The following is a 19,979-nucleotide window of genomic DNA, read 5'->3' as shown; positions in this document are numbered from 1 at the left end:
GTGACTACTTAAGCAAAAATATCGAAAAGAATTCAAATATATGAGTTTGTCATCACCTTTTTGTTGCCACTAAGCGCATGCAAGGTAATCTCAGGTTGCCCGGAAATTTTGGGCAACCGGTTTGAGAAAGCGGACGTCACTGCCATTTTATGGCCCCACCCCAGATGCCCGGCCTTCTTCTGCTGTCTTACCAACCATAAAGACCGTTAGCACCAAAACTGCTGAACTGTTCGGTAACGCCATACTGGATTACCTACCAGTTCCAGGTGCTCGGTCCCTAATAAAAAAGTTACGTAAAGGGAAAGCTAGCAATGAAGCATTTCGTAGGACTTACCTGCACTTTAGCCATGGCTATCAGTGCTCAGGCCGCAGACCGTGTCCCAGCAACTCCGGATATGCTCTCGCCTCAAACACTCAACACCGTTGCCGGATCAGATATGGCATTGGTGAAAATTCGCGAACGTACGCTGGGAAATGGCAAGACCATCGCCCGTTATCAACAGACCCACAAAGGTATCCCCGTATGGGGACAGACCGTAACCAGTTCCGGTAAAGGTCTTATTACCGAAATGCACGGTAATGTTCTCACCGGGCTTGAGCTCGAAGTGCCCACCGTGCGCGCGGCAATTGACGCGGGCAATGCCCTTGATCGCGCCATGAACCACCAGGTCTCCCTGCGCGCACAGCAGGGAGTGATGTCAGGTGCCCTGTCACTGCCAGTACTTAAATTGGAAGCCAAAAACCAGAAAAAAGAACTCTATGTTTACATCAATGATAAGGATGAAGCACGCCTCGCCTACCTGGTGAACTGGGTCGAGTATGGAGACGACCCCAAGCGCCCCTTCTACTTTATTGATGCCATGACCGGCGAAGTGATTAAGCATTGGGATGGCCTCACCTTCCAAGATGCACAAGGTCCTGGCGGCAATTTAAAAACAGGCCGCTATGAATATGGTACCGATTTCCCCTCCATGCAGGTTGATGCCAACTGCCGTATGGATACTACCAACGTTGAAACTGTGGACCTGAATCATGGAACCAGTGGCGGTAGCGTCCATCAATTCAACTGCCCCTACAATGATCACAAAGAAATCAATGGTGCTTATTCACCGCTAAATGACGCGCACTATTTCGGTGGCGTGGTCTTCGATATGTTCAGCGACTGGTACAACACTTCACCGCTGACTCAAAAGCTGCGCCTTCGCGTGCATTACGGTAATAACTACGAAAATGCTTTCTGGGATGGCAGCCAGATGACCTTTGGCGATGGTCAAAACACCTTCCACCCGCTAGTCAGCCTGGATGTTACGGCTCACGAGGTCAGCCACGGCTTTACCGAGCAGAACTCTGGCCTAGTTTACAGTCAACAACCAGGGGGAATTAATGAAGCCTTCTCCGATATCTCTGGTGAAGCCGCTGAATACTTTATGACTGGCAGTAATGACTGGCTGGTTGGAGCTCAGATTTTCAAAGCCAATGGCGCCTTGCGTTATTTTGAAGACCCAACACAGGATGGACGCTCCATTGGACATGCCGACGATTATTACAGCGGTATGGACGTACACTATAGCTCTGGTGTCTACAACCGAGCTTTCTATCTGATCGCCAATACCAACGGCTGGGATACTCGCAAGGCATTTGATATTTTTGTCCTCGCCAATCAGATGTACTGGGGCTCAAACTCTGACTACGATGAAGCTGCCTGCGGTGTTGAGCAAGCTGCTGTAGACCTAGGGTACAGTAAAGCGGATGTTACAACCGCCTTCAGTACCGTAGGAGTTACCTGTGATACCACACCGCCACCTCCTCCCGGTGAACTAGAGAATGGCGTTTCAGTAGATAACCTCAGCGGTGGCTCTGGTGATGAACTTCACTACACCATGGATGTACCAGGGGACGCAACTGACTTGAGCTTTGCCATGTCCGGCGGAAGTGGTGATGCCGATCTTTATGTCCGTTTTGGCGCGGCTCCAACGACCTCCACATACGACTGTCGTCCCTTTAGTAGTGGCAACAATGAGACCTGTGACATTTCGAATGTTCAAGAGGGCACCTACTACGTAATGGTGCGTGGCTATAGCTCCTTCTCCGGTGTCAGCCTGGTGGGCAGTTTCACCGAAGGTGACGGCGGCGGTGAGCCTGGCGGCTGGGAGGAAACCGATCTTTCCGGCTCCAACGGCAGCTGGCAACATTTTTCATTAGACGTTGCCGAGGGCATGTCCTCTCTGACCGCAACCATGTCAGGTGGCAGTGGTGATGCTGACCTCTATGTACGCTATGGTTCAGAGCCTACTCGCAACAACTGGGATTGCCGCCCCTACAAGTGGGGTAATGAAGAGAGCTGTAATGTCAGCAACCCTCAAGCGGGGACCTGGTACATCAGTATTCGTGGCTACTCTTCCTACTCCGGTATAACCCTCAGCGCCCAGTCTGAATAAGGGCATTTGCTGAGCCACCAAAAACCGGGATAAGCTGCCATACCAGCCTATCCCGGTAACGAAAAAGGCAGCCAAATGGCTGCCTTTTTTTAATTCGGACGTTTACGGGAAGTCACTTTATTTATGACTGGGATCCTTCCAATACTCCTTCACCGTATCCTTCATCTCCTTCGCCAATATGGTGATACCAAACAAGTTGGGCAAGGTCATGATGACGATAGCTACCGCGGACAAATTCCAAATAACGGTGGTATCTTCAATCGCTGCCCAGAAGAAGGCGATGACATACACAATTCTGTAGGGCATTACCGCTTTGGGGCCAAACAGATAGATCATGGAACGATCACCGTAGTAAGACCAGGCGATAGCGGTTGAGAAAGCAAACAGGAGAATGCCAAGTGTAACGATCAGCCCACCGTATTCGCCGAAGAAACCGCGCTGGAAAGCCTTACTGGTCAGAGCCACTGAATGAACCAGGGATTTCCCCCAGATATCTACATCCTCATTGGCAAACTTACCATCTACAACATTCAATACACCACTGAACTGGTCATCACCGACACGGAAATCCAGGTCTTCAGCAATTGAGCGTGCATGGATCAAGGTGAAGTCCTGAACATTGAGCGGATGTCCATCTGTCACAACCACCGAGCCGTTATAGGCCTTCACTTCGCTAGGCCGACCACTGAGGTAGTTAAACAATTGCTTAACTTGCTCGGGATCACTCTCTTCGTAACGGCCCTCTACAACATAAGTATCGGCACCCTCAAATAGGTTTTCATGTTTCTCAGTCCAAACACCGGAAGACAGGATTACCAGACCGGTCAAGGTACAGATAATGATGGTATCGATAAACGGTTCCAGCAGGGAAACCATCCCCTCGGATACAGGCTCATCGGCACGTGCGGCGGCGTGGGCAATGGGCGCTGAGCCCTGACCGGCTTCGTTGGAGAAGAGGCCGCGGTTTACACCACGGTTAAAGGCATAGGCAAAGCTGGCTCCGAGGAAGCCACCCACCGCAGCACTGCCGGTAAAGGCATCGCGGAAAACAGCCACGAAAGAGGGAATGATATTTTCCATATTGTAGAAAATCACTCCCAATGCACCAATGATGTAGATCAGTGCCATTGCGGGAACAATAGTGGAGGTAACCTTAGCGATTCGCGTAATACCACCGATGATTACCATACCTAACAGAATAGCGAGCACACCACCAGTTAGGGCTTTCTCAATACCAAAAGAATCGTGCATCGCCTGGGCGATATTATTCACCTGGGGCAGGCTTCCGGTACCAAAAGAACAAATTACAGTGGCAATGGCAAACAGGACTGCCAACCATTTCATATTGAGACGGCGCTCCATATAGAACATGGGGCCACCTGCATAGTAACCATCCGCCGCTTTAATACGATACTTGTGTGACAAGGTGACTTCGACAAATTTGGTTGTCATACCCAGGAAGGCAGTCATCCACATCCAGAACAACGCGGCCGGCCCACCCAGGAAAATAGCGAGACCTACCCCGCCAATGTTACCGGTACCCACTGTACCGGAAAGAGCGGTAGCCAGAGCTTGGAAGTGAGAAGTATCACCTGGGTCGCTGGGCTTATCGTATTTACCCTGGACAATCTTAATCGCATGTCCAAAGTAACGGAATTGCGGAAACCCTAGGTAAATAGTGAAAAAGAAACCTACCCCAAGTAGCACCCACGGGAACCAAGGTGCCGAACCGAGCAAACCGTCTAGCGACAGTAGCAGCTGATTAAAGGAATCCAAACTAACCCCCACTTCTCTGAACTAATTCTGTTTGTTTTATATACAGCCGCAGCCGTAATTTGTTGCGCAGGTTAGCAGCTTCCGCAGCGCTAGAACAGTAAAGGGGCCTAAACCCTATGAAATGAGAAGTTGTGGCGATAGGGGAATAACGCGAATTGCCCTCCCGTGTGTACAAATACCAGGTTATCGCAGCCTTTGTAGCGGCCTTTTTGTAGCTCCTGTATCAGTCCATAAAAAGCTTTACCGGTATATATAGGCTCCAGCAATATTCCCTCCAAGCGAGCGACTTCCTCAATCATTTTGTAGATCGGGGGTCCAGCCTTGGCATATCCAGGCCCAATATAGTCAGCGTTGACATGCACTTGCAGTGATTGCGTATCTATAGGATTCCCCGTCAGCCTACTCCAGTGACGAATATCCTCTTTCACTTTGGCCTGGAAATATGCGACATCATCGCAAACTGCATAACCTGTCACTTGTACATTAAATCCCTGCAGATGACACCCCAGGGTTAAGCCGGCCTGGGTACCCCCACTCCCTGTTGCACATACAATATGATCCGGCTCGAACCCCCTTGTTAGGCAGTCAGAGATTAATTCCTGCGAAGCGGAGAGATACCCCCACAAACCCAGGCCATCACTGGCACCGGTTGGAATACAAAAAGCTTTAAGGCCACGTTTGCGGTATTCATCTTTACAGGAATTAAAAAGGCCTTTGATGTCCCTGGCAAACTCTGCTGGCGAATAGAAAGTAACTTCTGCACCTGCCAACTGGTCCAACAACAGGTTCCCATCAGCCTCAGCGACCGGCTCACCTCGCAACAGCAAATGCACATTGAGACCCAGGCGAGCCCCAACAAGCGCAGTGGTGCGGCAATGATTGGATTGAATACCACCACAGGTGATCAAGGTATCACTGCCCTGCTCTAGGGCCTCTGCAACCACGAACTCAAGCTTTCGCAGCTTATTGCCAGACATTCCCGATTCCGTCAGATCATCTCTTTTCACCCAGATTTTCGGGCCACCGTATGGATAAGAATAAAGTTCGCTAATACGGTCGAGCGGTTGCAGAGGCGTTGGCAGATGGGCCAGATTCAGACGTCTGGGTAGCTCAACGGGTATCTTTTCAAACAAAGTAGATTCCATTCTATTCAGTTAGGCCGAGAAAAAGGGAGAGAACCTTGTTGGCCTAATCTCTTACCTAACTCGAAGTGCCTAGGTATTAGCAACTAAGCTTTAAACAACTAAGGTTTAAGCAACGAACGCCGCCTACCAAGGCTCAATATTTAGTCAATGTAGAAACCAACAGCAAAAAAAACCCGGCTACTGCCGGGTTTTCTAAAAATCTATAAAAGATCAAACCAACAGAGCAATCAGATCTTTTTAATTGTGCCTTTCGGCAACACCGCATGAACAGCTACTTTCTGGAACTTCAGGGACATATTGTCTGCAACTTCCAGCACGATGTAGTCTTCGTCTACCTTGTCTACACGACCCAGCATACCGCTGCTCATGACCACTTCATCACCCTTTTTCAGAGCGCCAACCAGTTCCTGGTGCTCCTTCTGACGCTTGCGCTGAGGGCGGATGATAAAAAACCACATGAATGCGAACAGACCCGCAAACATCAACAGGGTTATCATCGGGTTACCCTGTGGTGCCGGTGCCGCTTGCTGTGCCATGGCAGAGGGGATAAAAAAGCTCATGCAAAACCTCAAAGAGTCAGCCTATAAAATTGCCGCCAACTCTAACGGGTTTCCCCTGTTGAGGCAACGGATTGGGCCGATCGACGAAAGACCGACCTAATCAATTCCCACTCATTTAAAAGCGCTGACGCACCTGACGGCGATAACCTGTTGGTGACATACCTGTCCAACGCTTAAACGCACTGGTGAAACTGGTCCTGTCAGAAAAATCCAGGATCCGGGAAATTCCATCGACACTCAAGGCGGTATCTTTGAGGAAGTGCACCGCGTGACGGAAACGCACATGGTCACGCAGTGAGGCGAAGCTCAGATTATGCTCCTGCAAACGACGCTGCAAAGTCCGGGTGGACATGCTTAAGTCAGAGGCAACTGGGCGAATAGCGAGAGAAGCCTTACCGATGCGCTGCTCCAACACATCGATAACTCTGGCAGCAATGCCAAAGCTGGTAGCTTCCGGTGGTGCCAACAGCTGGTCAAGGATATTCGGGTCACCGGATATTCTGGCCTGCTGAAGGGATTTGTCTTCTGAGAGCGAAGTCTGGTCGGGCTGAGTATGGTTCATCGAGCTGCTCCTTTTGAGTTCCGTGAGCCGCAGTTATTTTTCTATGTCCGCATCCAGCGAATCCCGGTTGCTCCTGCCCACACCAACACACCAACAACTTCGGCGGACTACTACTCGATGCGGGACGCACCAAAAACAGACATCGAATCCTTCACAGAGATGTACAATTTTTAAACTAACCGCTCCGGCAATACCCAAAGAGAAACACTCTCTCGCCGGCGCACCTTTCCTTTACATCTGCCAGTATAGACCAAGAATTGAGAATGCAAGGGGCGACAGTGGTTTTTTTCATCTTATTGTGCTGTAAGGAGCAGAATTGAGTGGCCCGAATACTCACTTTTCTTAAAAACCAAGGTAATTCGGGGGGCAGAGGCCACCTACTCCCCCTAGAAAACAACTACCAATCCGCAATCCTAGCGCATTAACCCAGATTTTCACCCACCCAGTTAAGCACATCCTCACTGTGGGTCTTGGTTTTCACCTTGTCGATAATATGGCGCAAACGCCCACTTTTATCGATGATAAAAGTTGTCCGGATCAGGCCCATATACTCTTTGCCCATAAACTTCTTCAACCCCCAGCAACCGTATTTGTCTGCGATCTTGTGATCTTCATCGGAAAGGAGGTCAAAGTTCAGTTCATGTTTATCGATAAAGCGCTGTAATTTGGCTTCCGGATCCGGGCTGACACCTAGGACAACAGTATCAAGTTTTTCAAACGCATCTGCGCCATCCCGGATGCCACAAGCCTGTGTAGTGCAGCCTGGTGTCAGCGCCTTTGGGTAGAAATAAAGCACAACATTGTTTTTATCACGGAAATCCTTGAGTGAAACCTTCTCTCCGTTCTGATTTGTCAGAGTGAAAGCCGGTGCCAGGTTGCCAATTTTGGGAAAGGCCATAAGAAATCCCCTAAGGAGTTGCTGTGAATTTTGTGGGGATTATAACGAAAAGTACTAACTGGAATGTCACATGGGATCTCAATCAAAACTGATGCAAGCGAAACTCCTTCTCCCTGCGTGCAAAGATACCAATCCGCTTGAGTTTTTGTACCAGATCCGCCTTCTCGGCATCGGTCAAAAATTCACCTACTTCGAGGCAGCCCTCAGGGCCACTAAAGGTTACCGCGGCCGGTTCAGCCGCGCTATTCCCCATTCGCACCAATAAGGCCAAATTGCTCCGAGAAAACTCCCGGTGGTAGACAGATTGCTGGCGAAACCCCTTGCAACAGTCGAAGACGACCCGTTCATCGCTGATACGGATTACCTCACGACGAGTCCCTTCCAAATAGACATAGGTAAATAATACCGCAAGTAATAAGATTTCCAGGCCAGCAAAGGGCAGGATCATCCAAGCCCCGGCAAAGGCAAAAGCCAGGCTAATACCGAGGGAAACGCCAACCAGAGAGAAGAACACCCAAAGGTTTCCGGTTGCCGATAGAGACTGGTTAGGCTGAAGAAGAATGCAGGCGCATCGCGGGGCTTGGCGGCCGACTTCTGTGACCATGGCAAACGTTTCCAGACATTACTTACCCCATCAGTGTAGTGCCGCCGCCACCAGCCCACACTCGTATAGCGACCCGCCAGTTTCAAAGCTATCCCAATACTCACATCAGCCAACACTAGTTTGATTGCCCTACGGAAAGCCATTTTACGCTCCAGCAAGGCAAGAGCTCCGTATTACAGCATCACGGCAGCAACAAAAAGATGACTGGTGATAGGATTGGGCGGAAAATTAGAGGGGATAACACTAAGGTCGTAAATACCACCTAAACTCTTTTACCTGTTTTAGCGAAAGCTTTTTTGCCAGAAAAGAAGCAATTCCCGTTAATCTGCGCAAATAAAAAAAGCCCGCACATTTGTGCGGGCTTTTTTGACGAACCAGCCAATAAGGCCGGTTAACCGGCAGAGTTACGGCAGCAGGTGGGCGACCGCATCACGCTCTTCCGCCAACTCCTTCTCGGTCGCAGACATTTTCTCGCGAGAGAAGTCGTTGATATCCACGCCCTGTACAATTTCCCAATCCCCGCCTTTGCAGGTGCAAGGGAAAGAGTAAATCAGGCCTTCCTGAATACCGTAGGAACCATCGCTGTAAACAGCCATGCTGGTCCAGTCACCTTCTGCGGTGCCCAGAGCCCAGTCGTGCATATGATCGATAGCGGCATTAGCTGCAGAAGCTGCAGAGGAGGCGCCACGAGCCTTGATAATGGCGGCACCGCGCTGCTGAACAGTCGGGATAAAGTCGTTCTCGTACCAGTCCTGCTCCACTTTATCCATGGCAGCGTCACCCGATACTTTAACCTGATGCAGGTCTGGGTATTGAGTGGAGGAGTGGTTACCCCAAATGGTCATGTGGGTAATGTCGTTAACACTAGACTCAGTTTTGTTGGCCAGTTGCGACAGTGCGCGATTGTGGTCCAGGCGAGTCATAGCAGTGAAATTACGCGGATCCAGGTCAGGCGCATTGCGCTGAGCGATCAGGGCATTGGTATTCGCAGGGTTGCCAACAACCAATACTTTCACATTGCGGGAGGCAACGTCATTCAGCGCCTTACCCTGTGCAGAGAAAATAGCGGCGTTTGCTTCAAGCAGGTCTTTACGCTCCATACCCGGTCCACGGGGACGAGCGCCCACGAGCAGAGCATAATCAGCGTCTTTAAACGCAACAGTAGCGTCGTCGCTCTGAACGATACCCGCCAGCAGCGGGAAAGCGCAGTCTTCGAGCTCCATGGCCACGCCTTTCAGCGCTTCCAATGCTGGAGTGATTTCCAGCAGCTGCAGAATAACTGGTTGATCTTTACCCAGCATCTCGCCGGAGGCGATGCGGAACAGCAGCGAATAGCTGATCTGACCGGCAGCGCCGGTAACAGCAACACGAACAGGTGCTTTCACGATAGTTCTCCTCGTTTGTAAGCGGCCGCATTATAGGGCCTCTCGAGCAAATTTCACCTCAAGCGGGGAAATTACCAACTCAATTTGCCTAGTAAAACTGCATTTTTCTCAAATAAAACGTCAAATAAGGATCACGCCAAAGCGATTTCCCGGTAACGTTGCTGCAAGGTGCGATAAACCTGATCGCTGTAATCATCAGCGGAGGCGTCGAGCTCACTGGCAATCTCAGCCAAGTGCTCGTTATCTTCGCGCCCACCCCAGGTCTTCACATAAGTCCCCTCTTTATAACCGTTATCCTGGCGGAAACGATTGAGCACGTTCTTGCCTACATAACGTTGATACAGCTCGGTAAAAGGCATCTCTGTATCGGCGAGAAGCTGAGCAAACCCTGGCAGATCGAATTGTTTGCTTGCCAAAGTATTTAAAGTGAAGGCCTCCAGGTTTTCACGAAAATCACCAGGGGCTCGCTGACCTGCCTCTAATTCCTGCAGCATCTTTTCAGCAACCTGAATCGGGGCACCCTGTTGCAATTCAAGGCTCAGGCCAAAATGCCAAATATCTACCAGCTCGAGTTTCACCTGATCTATATCAGGCTGTTGTTTTTTCCACCACTTCCAACCGTAGTGATCCAAAAGTTCGGCACTCTCTACCCAAATAGCCCGATACCAGGCAAAGTTTTGCGCACGCCAGTTTTCATTAACAACGGTATTAATTTCGTCCTGCAGGGTCAGCATGACCTGCAATTGCTGCTTCATCATATAGGGAACTTCTAACTAGCCGGGCTTAGGCAGCCCGAGGAAATAATCGGAGAAAATTTTCTGTAGTGATTTCAGCCAGCTGCTCGTAAGAAATTCCGCGCAACTCAGCAATGAATTCGGCTACTTCCCGGACATAAGCCGGGATATTAGGCTTGCCACGATAGGGAATCGGTGCAAGGTAGGGAGAATCTGTTTCCACCAGTAGGCGATCGAGGGGCAGTTTACGCGCAACATCGCGCAGGTCCCCGGCATTTTTAAATGTAACAATACCGGAGAGGGAAATGTAATAGTTTAGGTCCAGTGCGGCCTTAGCCATCTCCCAGCTCTCGGTGAAGCAATGCAATACACCCGCTGTTTGCAGGTTTCCGTGCTGTCGAATTAACTGAATCGTATCTTCACGGGCATCGCGGGTATGCACTATTACCGGCAGCCCCACTTGGCCCGCCGCCTGTAGATGGGCGATAAAACTTTGCTGTTGGGTCTCTTTTGTCTCGGTACTGTAGTAATAATCGAGACCAGTCTCCCCCAGTGCTACCACCTTGGGGCGCCCCGCCATTTCGATCAATTGGTCCACACCAGCGAGACCGGATTCGACATCCAGCGGATGTATCCCCACTGAGCAAACCACATCTTCATACTTTGAAGCAATCTCTACGACAGCATCGGCATTATCGAGACTGATACCAACACACAAGAATTTCCCGACCCCCCGACTGCGAGCGAACTCCAGAACAGTATCCAGATCGCCATCAAACTTATCGAGCTTCAGTCTATCCAGGTGACAATGAGAATCTACGAGCATGTGAAATTTACAACGTGTGAGTGGGTCGGCTGGATTCAAGAGTGCCAGCCAGGTAAGTTTCTATTTTGTTTTGCGCAATATTGTCCTTGTCCCCAAACTGAACGCCAATACCCGGCGTACGGTTTCCCTGGGCTCCACTGGGGGTTATCCAGATCACCTTGCCGGCCACCGGAATTTTTTCGGGTTCATCCATCAGGCTTAACAGCAGGAATACTTCATCACCGAGGCTGTAGGATTTATCCGTACTGATAAACAGGCCACCATTCTTTACAAAGGGCATATAAGCCGCGTAGAGAACTGATTTATCCTGAATCTTCAGCGATAGGATGCCGTTTCGGGCACCGCCTCCCATGGCTTTCATGCTCAACCTCAATGTTTTTAATGTTGCGCTAACTTATCTGAGCGTACTGTTTCTGTCCAGAACCCAGCGGATCGACACTTTGATGAAACTAAATAGTACGCCAACCATTATTGATCGTTTTTCACTCAGCCGAATAACCTGGCCCAGCGAATCATCAACTCTTCCAGCAACAGGCGACGGTTGGGATTTGCTCCGCTTGCGAGGCCCATACGCGCCTGAAGAAGATGATCATAAAAGCCAAACAGTGTGCGCAAGCTAGCCCGCCCTGCACCGGGGAACCTTTGCAAAAGTGCCATAACCTGAGTATCACCAGTGGCATCACAGCTGCGCACCCGAGCCATTTGAGCAACCCACTGCTGCCAAAATTGAATAAGCTGGCCTAGGTCTGTGGGTTCGGGAGGGGTCTCCCAGCGACCGGCGGCTGTCACGGCCCTAGCACTCCCTTGGGCCAGAGCAACAAGCTCTTGCAAAAACCGCTCTCGAATTTCCTCACACTTTGGATCTGCCAATTGCGCAGCCAGCAATGGGGCCCCACCAGCGAGTGCCAGGGCTCTGGTTGCCGAGTCTTCCTCCAAGTCACTAGCGCGCAGCCACTGCAGTGCCATTTCTTCTGAAGGAGGTGGAAATACAACAGATTGGCAACGGCTGCGAATCGTTGGCAGCAAGCCTGCCGGAGAGTCACTAACCAGCAGGAAAATCACTGATGCCGCCGGTTCCTCCAGATTTTTCAGCAGGGCGTTAGCCGCATTGATGTTCATCGCCTCTGCCGGTGCCAGCCACACCAAGCGCGCGCCCCCGCGCCCACTGGTTCGCGACACAAAGTCGCCGAGCTGGCGAATCTGCTCAACCTTGAGCGGCCCTCCCTCTTTCTCTGGCTCCACCCGAAGAAAATCCGGGTGAGATCCCGCCTGCCAAAGGTGGCAGTCTTTGCAGCTTCCACAGGCCTGCCCTTCTCTGGGTTGTTCACACAATACCAGCGCTGAAAAAGCCTCGGCAAAAGCGCGCTTGCCAAGACCTTGCTGACCACTGATCAGCAAGGCATGAGGACATCGACCTGCGCGCCACTGGGTACCGAGCCGTTGCCACTGTTCCGTTTGCCAGGGTAATAGAGAGGGAATAGGGATATGTTCAGGTGCTTCAGACACTGCCATTTGCCAAATTTGTAACTGGGAACTTCACTACCAACAATAAGGGCGCTGTGGGGGCAATATTTTTACAGCGCCCTTTAAAGAAGACGCTGTAACTCCTGCCCCAGCTGCTGCTGAACCTGCGCTAGAGGCTGGCTGGCATCAACAATAGCGTAACGTGAGGGGGCCGCCTGTGCACGTTCACGATAAGCCGCACGCACTCGGTGAAAGAAAGCCAGCTGCTCACTTTCAAATCGATCGGCAGCTCCAGTACTGGCTGCACGCTCCAAACCTATTTGCGGATCCAGGTCTAAAAGAAGCACTTTATCGGGCCGTAAATCACCCTGCACATCTTGTTCGAGCCGCTCTATTAAGGCTCTATCGAGCGCTCGGCCACCACCCTGATAGGCATAAGTGGCATCGGTGAAACGGTCACAAACTACCCAATCACCACGCTCCAGAGCCGGGACAATCACTTTAGCCAAATGCTGCGCTCGAGCAGCAAAGACCATAAGCAGTTCCGCCGTGGGGTCAACCGCCTCTTCACGCTTCGCCAGGAGCAATTCCCGCAGCTGTTCAGCCAGCGGCGTACCACCTGGCTCACGGGTTTGAATGAATGGAATATTACGATCAGCTAACCACTGGGTGATAAATTGCAGGTTAGTGGACTTACCAACCCCCTCACCACCTTCCAGGGTTATGAATTTTCCGCGCGACACTATCTCTAATTTCCTTTAACCGGGCTGGAGCGATAATCCGCTCGCCTCTTCAGCTGATACTCCCGCACCGCACGGTTGTGCTCTGTCAGAGTGGCTGAGAAATGATGGGAGCCATCCCCCTTGCCTACAAAATAAAGGCTTTTACCAGGTTTTGGGTTGAGTGCAGCACGGATAGCCGCACGCCCTGGCAGTGCAATTGGTGTGGGGGGCAGCCCATTGATTACATAGGTATTATACGGGGTTGGCGCCCGAAGGTGTGCTCGAGTGAGATTACCATCGTAATCTTCTCCCAACCCATAAATGACAGTGGGATCTGTCTGCAGGCGCATGCCTTTATTCAAGCGACGTACAAACACCCCTGCGATTTCACTGCGCTCCGAAGGCTGACCGGTTTCCTTTTCAATCAGCGAGGCCATGATCAAGGCTTCATAGGGGGACGCATAAGGAAGCCCCTCTCCTTTTGCCTGCCACTCCTCATCCAATACACGCTGCATACGTTCGTAAGCCTCGCGCAAAAGCTCAATATCCGTAGTTCCAGAGCGGTATACATAGGTATCTGGGAAAATCCAGCCTTCCTCTGCACCCTCTTCCAAGCCGAGGGCCCGGGCAGCTGCACTGACACTGCTACCTGCCTTGGATCTAACAACCCTTTGCCCCGAGCGAATCTTGTGCAGGGCCTGCTGGAAGGTCCAACCCTCAACCAGAGTCAGCCGGTAAACAGTGACATCCCCTCGGTTTAGCCGGGCGATCAAATCCATTGCTGTACTTCCATGGGGGATCAAATACTCACCGGAGTGGATATCTGTTTTGCCCTCCCAGTAAGCATAGGCAAGCACCAATCTCGGCCAGTTGATTACCCCATCACCTTTCAGCTTACGCAAAGTGCCAGATAGACTGCTGCCTTTATTCACCTGAAACTGAAGGCCCTTTTCTCCCACCGGTAGCGGTGTAGCGAGAGCCACCTGTAACATCCAAAGAGATGCCAGTACCAATAGGCCTGAGAGAAGGAAACCTCCAAACAGGACCTTCCAGAATTTAACCGGGGAGCTTGTCTGCTTCTTCTTTTTTACCACAATGTTTCCATAATCAATTGCTGTAACCCACGTACGCCAGACCCTATTTTCCAACGCTTATGACCGACAATCTCGACAACAGGTAATACCCCGCGCACGCTGTTACACAAAGCTATTTCCTCAGCACCGCACAGGTCCCGAATATCCATATCTCGCTCCTGCCATTGAATCCTGCTTGACAGCCAGTCTCGCATGACACCCCGGACACCACACCGCTCTAGGTTAGGTGTTATCCAGCCATCGCCGAAGCGCGCCAGTAAATTACAGCGCAAGCTCTCGATAACCCTGCCTTCAGTGTCGAGCATCAGGCCATCGAGGTAGTCGCCCTCAGGGAGCTCAGACTTCGCCCTATTATATCGACTGCGACTCAAAAATTTGCAGCCAGAGTTCCATCTTTGTGAAACCGGCAGATGAGTCTTACAGGGGAAAAGGTGAACCCCAAGTTCTGCCTCCTCTGTCGGCTGCAGTGGCAAAAAGGAAAGGTCCCAGCACCACTGGCCATCAATAAGGCCCACCCGTAACCGAGCGATCGCCATTTTGTGACCCCGCTGTGCTGCCAGCAGAGGGACGCATTGATCAATATCAGCAAGTAGCGACTCGCCCAAACCCAAGGCTCGTGCAAGGCGCTCTCTATGCAATGGCCACAGAGGAATCTTCCCGTTGTGACAACGCATAGTTTCGAGGATTCCGTCTTTATAGAGCTCATCTTCTGGCAGGCTCTGCACAGGATGGCCTCGAAGGAAAAGCTGCGGTAATTTGGACATGCAGTCCTCGGAATGAGAGTTGCCCGCCCAAAGGCGGGCAGATAGGTCAGATCCGCTTGAAAATCAGTGAACCATTGGTACCGCCGAACCCAAATGAGTTAGAAAGTACCGAATCGATAGCCATCGGCTGAGCCTCTTGAGGAACCAGGTTAATACCTTCGCAAGCCTCATCGGCATTATTTAAATTGATTGTTGGTGGCGCCATCTGGTCACGCAACGCAAGAACGGAGAAAACCGCCTCAATAGCACCAGCTGCGCCTAAAAGGTGCCCCGTCATAGACTTGGTGGAGCTTACAGCCAGCTTTTCTGCAGAGCCGGCAAAAACATTGCGTACCGCCTGGATTTCAGCCGTATCCCCTAACGGGGTAGAAGTGCCATGGGCGTTAATATATTGGATTTCGGTAGCCCCCATACCCGCGTCTTTCAGTGCGTTCTGCATTGAAAGTGCGGCTCCGGCACCATCTTCTGGGGGCGAGGTCATATGGTGGGCGTCGCCACTCATACCAAAGCCCGCAAGCTCGGCGTAAATAGTCGCACCGCGGGCTTTTGCATGCTCATATTCTTCCAGGACGAGCACCGCAGCGCCCTCTCCCAATACGAAACCATCCCGGTCTTTATCCCATGGGCGACTGGCCGTCTTGGGATCATCATTGCGTGTGGAAAGCGCCCTGGCCGCACAGAAGCCGCCGAGCCCGACAGGTGTGGTGACCATTTCGGCCCCGCCACACACCATAACATCTGCATCGCCATATTGGATGGTCCGCATTCCCAACCCCAAGGCATGGGTACCAGTAGTGCAGGCCGTTGTGACGGCAAGGTTTGGCCCTCGAAGGCCATATTTAATCGATAGGTTACCAGCTACCATGTTGATGATGGCACCCGGCACAAAAAATGGTGATACCCGTCGGGGGCCCTTCTCCGCGATTAACAGGGCATTGTCTTCAATAGCCATGATGCCCCCCATACCGGAACCGATACAGGTCCCCATACGTGGTGCACTGCCTTCGCTCACTTCCAGGCCACTATCTTCCATCGCCTGAATACCCGCGACCAAGCCATACTGCAGGAAGGTGTCCATCTTGCGTGCATCTTTTGCAGGCATGTAGGGCGTGGGATCGAAATCTTTTACCGTAGCGGCGAAGCGGGTCGAGAACGCCGAAACATCGAACGTTTCTATTGGAGCTGCCCCACTGACACCTTTCAGAATGCCAGACCAAGTCTCCCCTACGGTGTTACCTAGCGGGCTTACTGCGCCCATTCCGGTTACAACAACTCTTCTGTGCGACACTGCGGTCCCCCCGAAACTCTTACTGTCACTGTTCTTCCTTCAATAGCTTGTGAATGAAACAACACTCGAACAGTAGTCACAATTCCATAGTGCAAATAAAAAGAGAGCCGCGCTATGTAACATAGAACGGCTCTCAGAAACGCTTGGCTACGCACAGTAATAAAACTGTTCGCGCCTAAACCACCCAGCAGGAATTAACCAAGGTTGTCCTTGATGTAATCAATTGCCAGCTGAACAGTTGTGATTTTCTCAGCTTCTTCATCGGGGATTTCGGTTTCGAATTCCTCTTCCAAAGCCATTACCAACTCAACTGTGTCGAGTGAGTCCGCGCCCAGATCTTCAACAAAAGAGGCTTCAGGCTTAACGTCTTCTTCCTTCACGCCCAGTTGTTCAGCAACGATCTTTTTAACGCGCTCTTCAATGCTGCTCATGATTCAATTTAACTCCTAGTGGGTAAAAATCTGTTTTAGTCGCTATTGTTATTTCGCCAATCCAATTAACGGCGATAACGACCGGCTCACACAGCTTTTGGATAATTCAGAGGCCATTGTACCCCAAGTTTTTAGGGTTGTAATGCACGGCTCTGCGGCACCATTAGCAAATACACAAATCTTATAAAAATCAACAAGTTATTTTGATATTTTTAGCGTATCTCAAGTCATATACATGCCGCCATTGACATGTATCGTCTCCCCTGTGACATAGGCTCCGGCATCACTTGCCAGAAATGCCACAACAGAAGCGATCTCTTCAGGCTGCCCCAGGCGCCCCAGGGGAATCTTTTCAAGCAGTGCCTCGCGCTGGGCTTCGGGCAGCACTTTGGTCATATCGGTATCGATAAAACCCGGGGCAACGGTATTGACAGTGATACCGCGGGAGCCGATCTCTGCAGCCAGAGAGCGCGCAAAACCGGCTACTCCAGCCTTGGTGGCTGCGTAATTGCTCTGACCGGCATTGCCCATGCTACCCACGACAGAACTGATATTAATGATGCGCCCCCAGCGAGCTCGGGTCATATCCCGAAGACACGCTTTCGTCATGCGGTAAACTGCGGACAAGTTTGTCTCAATCACAGAGTCCCACTCATCATCCTTCATGCGCATAAGCAAGTTGTCTTTAGTGATGCCCGCGTTATTGACCAGGATGGCAGGCGCCGCAAAATCATTTTTCACGGCCTCATGTAGCCCGGCGATGCTTTCGGCACTCGTCACATCAAGCACCATACCAGCCCCACTAAAGCCTTTCTCGGCAAAACGCGCACTGATTTTCTCTGCACCGCTATCACTGGTAGCAGTACCTATCACCGTTGCGCCCTGGCTACCCAGCATATCCGCAATTGCCGCACCAATACCGCGACTGGCGCCAGTGACCAGGGCCACCTTACCTTCAAGGGAAATCTTTAGGCTCATACTTGCATTATCCTTATTCGACCATTGCCAATCGTGCCTGAGCAATATCAGGCAGCTGTAGCTCTCAGCGCCTCATTAAAGCTGGCAGGAGTATCTATACCGTGACAAGTAGCACTGCGATTGATGCGCTTGACCAAACCAGCCAGCACCTTGCCCGGACCACATTCAACCCATTGTGTAGCGCCATCGCTCACAAGCTTTTGGGCACAGGCCGTCCAGCGCACAGGGCTATAGATTTGCTCAATCATTAAAGCTTTGATCTTCGCCGGATCAGATTCGGCTTCGGCATGCACATTGTGCACAACAGGGATTTGCGGTGCGCTGAACTCCGCCGCCTCAATTTGAGGAGCGAGCTTTTCAGCTGCTGGACGCATTAATTCAGTATGAAAGGGTGCACTCACCGGCAAAGGCATTGCACGCTTGGCGCCGGCTGATTTACAGGCATCTATGGCCCTTTCAACCGCAGCACTACTGCCGGCAATAACAATCTGCCCCGGTGAGTTGTAGTTCACCGCGGCAACTACCCCCCCTTGAGCGGCTTCAGCACAGGCCTCTTCCACAACCGCATCGTCGAGGCCAATCACTGCGGCCATAGCTCCAGTGCCTACGGGTACAGCTTCCTGCATCAGGCGGCCGCGCTCACGGACCAGGTGGACAGCATCCTTAAAAGCCAAAACACCAGAGCATACTAATGCAGACCACTCTCCCAGACTGTGCCCCGCCATGCGCGCAGGCACAGCACCACCACGGGCACGCCAGAGACGATAGAGAGCAACACTGGAGGTCAGAAGAAGGGGTTGGGTGCGCTGGGTTAGATTGATCGCTTCCTGCTCACCATTTTGACAGAGATCCCAAAGGTCGTATCCAAGAACCTCCGAAGCCTCAGCAAAGGTGGACTGGATTTCTGGGGCTTCCTGAGCAATCTCGGAGAGCATACCGATCTTTTGAGATCCCTGCCCAGGAAAGACGAATGCAAGCGCGGCATTGGTCATAAGATATCCTTAAACCTATTTGGCAAATTTCAGTAGGAGCGGGGCGAACCATCTACCCCATTTCCTTTGAGTTTCGCTCACCAGCTTGCACCAGGGCAGCGCCAACTCTGGCGGCTAAATTGGCATCGGCACATTCTTTTGCCGTCACCATAGCCCGGTAAAAAGCTTCGCTGCTGGCACCTCCGTGGCTTTTAATCACGTTGCCCTTCACCCCTACAAAGCTGGCGCCATTATAGCGGGCAGGCTCTACCTGTGTGCGCCATTTTCGCAACAGCTTTATGGCTAATTGGCCAAAAAAACGCTTGAAACACCCCTTTTTCTCGATGGTGAACGCTTTTTGACCCATAAGTCTTATTACGCCCTCAGCGGATTTCATGGCCACATTTCCCATCAGGCCATCACACACAACCACATCGACAGCGCCGGTAAAGATGTCATGTCCTTCCACAAAGCCGACATAGTTGACTCCCGGGTCTGCCTCGAAAAGCTCGGCAGCCCTGCGTATCTCTGCGGTTCCCTTGTGCGCTTCTGCACCGATATTCAGCAGGGCCACTTCGATATCCTCGCGAGGGATACCGGTATGCAGATGCTGGGCCTCTATTCCCATACGCGCAAACTGCAACAAGTCTTCAGCACTACACCCCACATTGGCGCCGAGATCCAAAAGGTAGCAGGAACCGTGCCCTGAGGGTACGGACTTGCCCAGCGCTGGTTTGCGAACGCCCTCAATATTACCTAGAACGCTGCGACTCAGAGCCAATAGGGCGCCGGTATTTCCTGAAGTCACCATCGCCTGAGCACTCCCCTCTGCCACCGCCTTCAAAGCCTTAGCCATAGTAGAGTCGCGCTTATGACGAACGGCCTGCAAAGGGTTGCACTCCTGGGTAACAACCTGCTCACAGGGGACAATTTCAAGGCGATCAGGGATTTGGGAGTAACGCTGCTCGAGGAACAGAGCCTCTAATTGCGCGCGCGGGCCAAAGAGTTTTAGCTGCGCTTCGGGGAAGTTATGAAGAAATCTAATACAGGCCGGAACGACAGAGCGGGGACCTAAGTCCCCGCCCATTGCATCCACGGCCAATCGCAATTGGCTGGACAAAGCTTACTCTTCTTCGGAGCCGCCGCCGATTTCGAGCACCTTGCGACCACGGTAAAAACCGTCTTTGGTCACGTGGTGACGACGGTGTTTTTCACCGGTAGTGGGGTCTACGGAGAGAGTTGCACCGGCGCCCAGAGCGTCGTGTGAACGACGCATACCGCGACGGGAACGAGTCTTCTTGTTTTGTTGAACAGCCATTGCTAGCTCCTAAAATAAACA

General features: G+C 51.6%; 21 protein-coding genes. 1 reads left to right on the top strand and 20 read right to left on the bottom strand.

Annotation, left to right across the window (positions count from 1 at the left end; translation table 11 throughout):
- Window positions 1-311 precede the first annotated feature (311 nt).
- Window positions 312-2,438, top strand: a complete 2,127-nt coding sequence (locus FIU95_RS08830) for a M4 family metallopeptidase (RefSeq protein WP_152453384.1) — start codon at window positions 312-314, stop codon at window positions 2,436-2,438.
- Window positions 2,439-2,555: 117 nt separating this feature from the next.
- Here the strand turns inward: FIU95_RS08830 and FIU95_RS08825 are convergent, their stop codons facing one another.
- From FIU95_RS08825 to rpmF, 20 genes are all read right to left on the bottom strand, one after another.
- Window positions 2,556-4,214 (bottom strand): sodium:alanine symporter family protein, encoded by a 1,659-nt coding sequence (locus FIU95_RS08825; protein WP_152453382.1) that lies wholly within the window; start codon window positions 4,212-4,214, stop codon window positions 2,556-2,558.
- Between the two features lie 107 nt (window positions 4,215-4,321).
- The gene (locus FIU95_RS08820; protein ID WP_371416956.1) at window positions 4,322-5,347 is read right to left on the bottom strand and encodes a 1-aminocyclopropane-1-carboxylate deaminase/D-cysteine desulfhydrase; all 1,026 of its coding nucleotides are present in this window, start codon (window positions 5,345-5,347) and stop codon (window positions 4,322-4,324) included.
- A gap of 239 nt (window positions 5,348-5,586) precedes the next feature.
- The gene (gene yajC / locus FIU95_RS08815) at window positions 5,587-5,919 is read right to left on the bottom strand and encodes a preprotein translocase subunit YajC (protein WP_020415218.1); all 333 of its coding nucleotides are present in this window, start codon (window positions 5,917-5,919) and stop codon (window positions 5,587-5,589) included.
- Window positions 5,920-6,034: 115 nt separating this feature from the next.
- Window positions 6,035-6,481 (bottom strand): helix-turn-helix domain-containing protein, encoded by a 447-nt coding sequence (locus FIU95_RS08810; protein ID WP_020415217.1) that lies wholly within the window; start codon window positions 6,479-6,481, stop codon window positions 6,035-6,037.
- A 421-nt stretch (window positions 6,482-6,902) separates the two neighbouring features.
- Window positions 6,903-7,379 carry a thioredoxin-dependent thiol peroxidase gene (gene bcp, locus FIU95_RS08805; RefSeq protein ID WP_152453378.1) on the bottom strand — a complete coding sequence of 159 codons (477 nt, stop codon included), beginning with the start codon at window positions 7,377-7,379 and terminating at the stop codon, window positions 6,903-6,905.
- An 82-nt stretch (window positions 7,380-7,461) separates the two neighbouring features.
- Window positions 7,462-7,983: a DUF2244 domain-containing protein gene (locus tag FIU95_RS08800; RefSeq protein WP_253868987.1), complete on the bottom strand. Its 522-nt coding sequence runs from the start codon at window positions 7,981-7,983 to the stop codon at window positions 7,462-7,464.
- 404 nt (window positions 7,984-8,387) lie between these two features.
- A complete protein-coding gene (locus tag FIU95_RS08795; RefSeq protein WP_152453374.1) occupies window positions 8,388-9,368 on the bottom strand; it encodes a malate dehydrogenase in 981 nt (326 codons plus the stop codon).
- 131 nt (window positions 9,369-9,499) lie between these two features.
- Window positions 9,500-10,123: a dUTP diphosphatase gene (locus FIU95_RS08790; protein WP_152456235.1), complete on the bottom strand. Its 624-nt coding sequence runs from the start codon at window positions 10,121-10,123 to the stop codon at window positions 9,500-9,502.
- A 28-nt stretch (window positions 10,124-10,151) separates the two neighbouring features.
- Window positions 10,152-10,928, bottom strand: coding sequence for a TatD family hydrolase (locus tag FIU95_RS08785; protein WP_152453372.1), 777 nt, complete (start codon window positions 10,926-10,928; stop codon window positions 10,152-10,154).
- A 7-nt stretch (window positions 10,929-10,935) separates the two neighbouring features.
- Window positions 10,936-11,289 carry a PilZ domain-containing protein gene (locus FIU95_RS08780; RefSeq protein ID WP_152453370.1) on the bottom strand — a complete coding sequence of 118 codons (354 nt, stop codon included), beginning with the start codon at window positions 11,287-11,289 and terminating at the stop codon, window positions 10,936-10,938.
- A gap of 125 nt (window positions 11,290-11,414) precedes the next feature.
- Window positions 11,415-12,440 carry a DNA polymerase III subunit delta' gene (locus tag FIU95_RS08775; protein WP_371416955.1) on the bottom strand — a complete coding sequence of 342 codons (1,026 nt, stop codon included), beginning with the start codon at window positions 12,438-12,440 and terminating at the stop codon, window positions 11,415-11,417.
- Window positions 12,441-12,514: 74 nt separating this feature from the next.
- Entirely contained in the window at window positions 12,515-13,135 is a 621-nt protein-coding gene (tmk, locus tag FIU95_RS08770; protein WP_152453366.1) for a dTMP kinase, read from the bottom strand.
- Between the two features lie 5 nt (window positions 13,136-13,140).
- Window positions 13,141-14,208, bottom strand: coding sequence for an endolytic transglycosylase MltG (gene mltG / locus FIU95_RS08765; RefSeq protein WP_152453364.1), 1,068 nt, complete (start codon window positions 14,206-14,208; stop codon window positions 13,141-13,143).
- Window positions 14,202-14,972, bottom strand: coding sequence for an aminotransferase class IV (locus FIU95_RS08760; protein WP_152453362.1), 771 nt, complete (start codon window positions 14,970-14,972; stop codon window positions 14,202-14,204). Before FIU95_RS08760 ends, mltG begins: the two co-directional genes overlap by 7 nt.
- Window positions 14,973-15,018: 46 nt before the next feature.
- A complete protein-coding gene (gene fabF / locus FIU95_RS08755) occupies window positions 15,019-16,260 on the bottom strand; it encodes a beta-ketoacyl-ACP synthase II (RefSeq protein WP_152453360.1) in 1,242 nt (413 codons plus the stop codon).
- Between the two features lie 194 nt (window positions 16,261-16,454).
- A complete protein-coding gene (acpP, locus tag FIU95_RS08750) occupies window positions 16,455-16,691 on the bottom strand; it encodes an acyl carrier protein (protein WP_152453358.1) in 237 nt (78 codons plus the stop codon).
- A 222-nt stretch (window positions 16,692-16,913) separates the two neighbouring features.
- On the bottom strand, window positions 16,914-17,669 hold the full coding sequence (gene fabG / locus FIU95_RS08745) for a 3-oxoacyl-ACP reductase FabG (protein ID WP_253868985.1): 756 nt from the start codon (window positions 17,667-17,669) through the stop codon (window positions 16,914-16,916).
- A gap of 47 nt (window positions 17,670-17,716) precedes the next feature.
- A complete protein-coding gene (gene fabD, locus FIU95_RS08740; protein WP_152453356.1) occupies window positions 17,717-18,661 on the bottom strand; it encodes an ACP S-malonyltransferase in 945 nt (314 codons plus the stop codon).
- A gap of 52 nt (window positions 18,662-18,713) precedes the next feature.
- Complete coding sequence (gene plsX / locus FIU95_RS08735; RefSeq protein WP_152453354.1) at window positions 18,714-19,760, bottom strand: phosphate acyltransferase PlsX; 1,047 nt, start codon at window positions 19,758-19,760, stop codon at window positions 18,714-18,716.
- A 3-nt stretch (window positions 19,761-19,763) separates the two neighbouring features.
- Window positions 19,764-19,958, bottom strand: coding sequence for a 50S ribosomal protein L32 (rpmF, locus tag FIU95_RS08730; protein ID WP_152453352.1), 195 nt, complete (start codon window positions 19,956-19,958; stop codon window positions 19,764-19,766).
- Window positions 19,959-19,979 lie beyond the last annotated feature (21 nt).

The organism is Microbulbifer sp. THAF38, assembly GCF_009363535.1.
In the GTDB taxonomy this organism is placed as follows: Bacteria; Pseudomonadota; Gammaproteobacteria; order Pseudomonadales; family Cellvibrionaceae; genus Microbulbifer.
The sequence above is the reverse complement of the archived record's forward strand: the minus strand, read 5'-3'. Positions and strand labels throughout refer to the sequence as shown.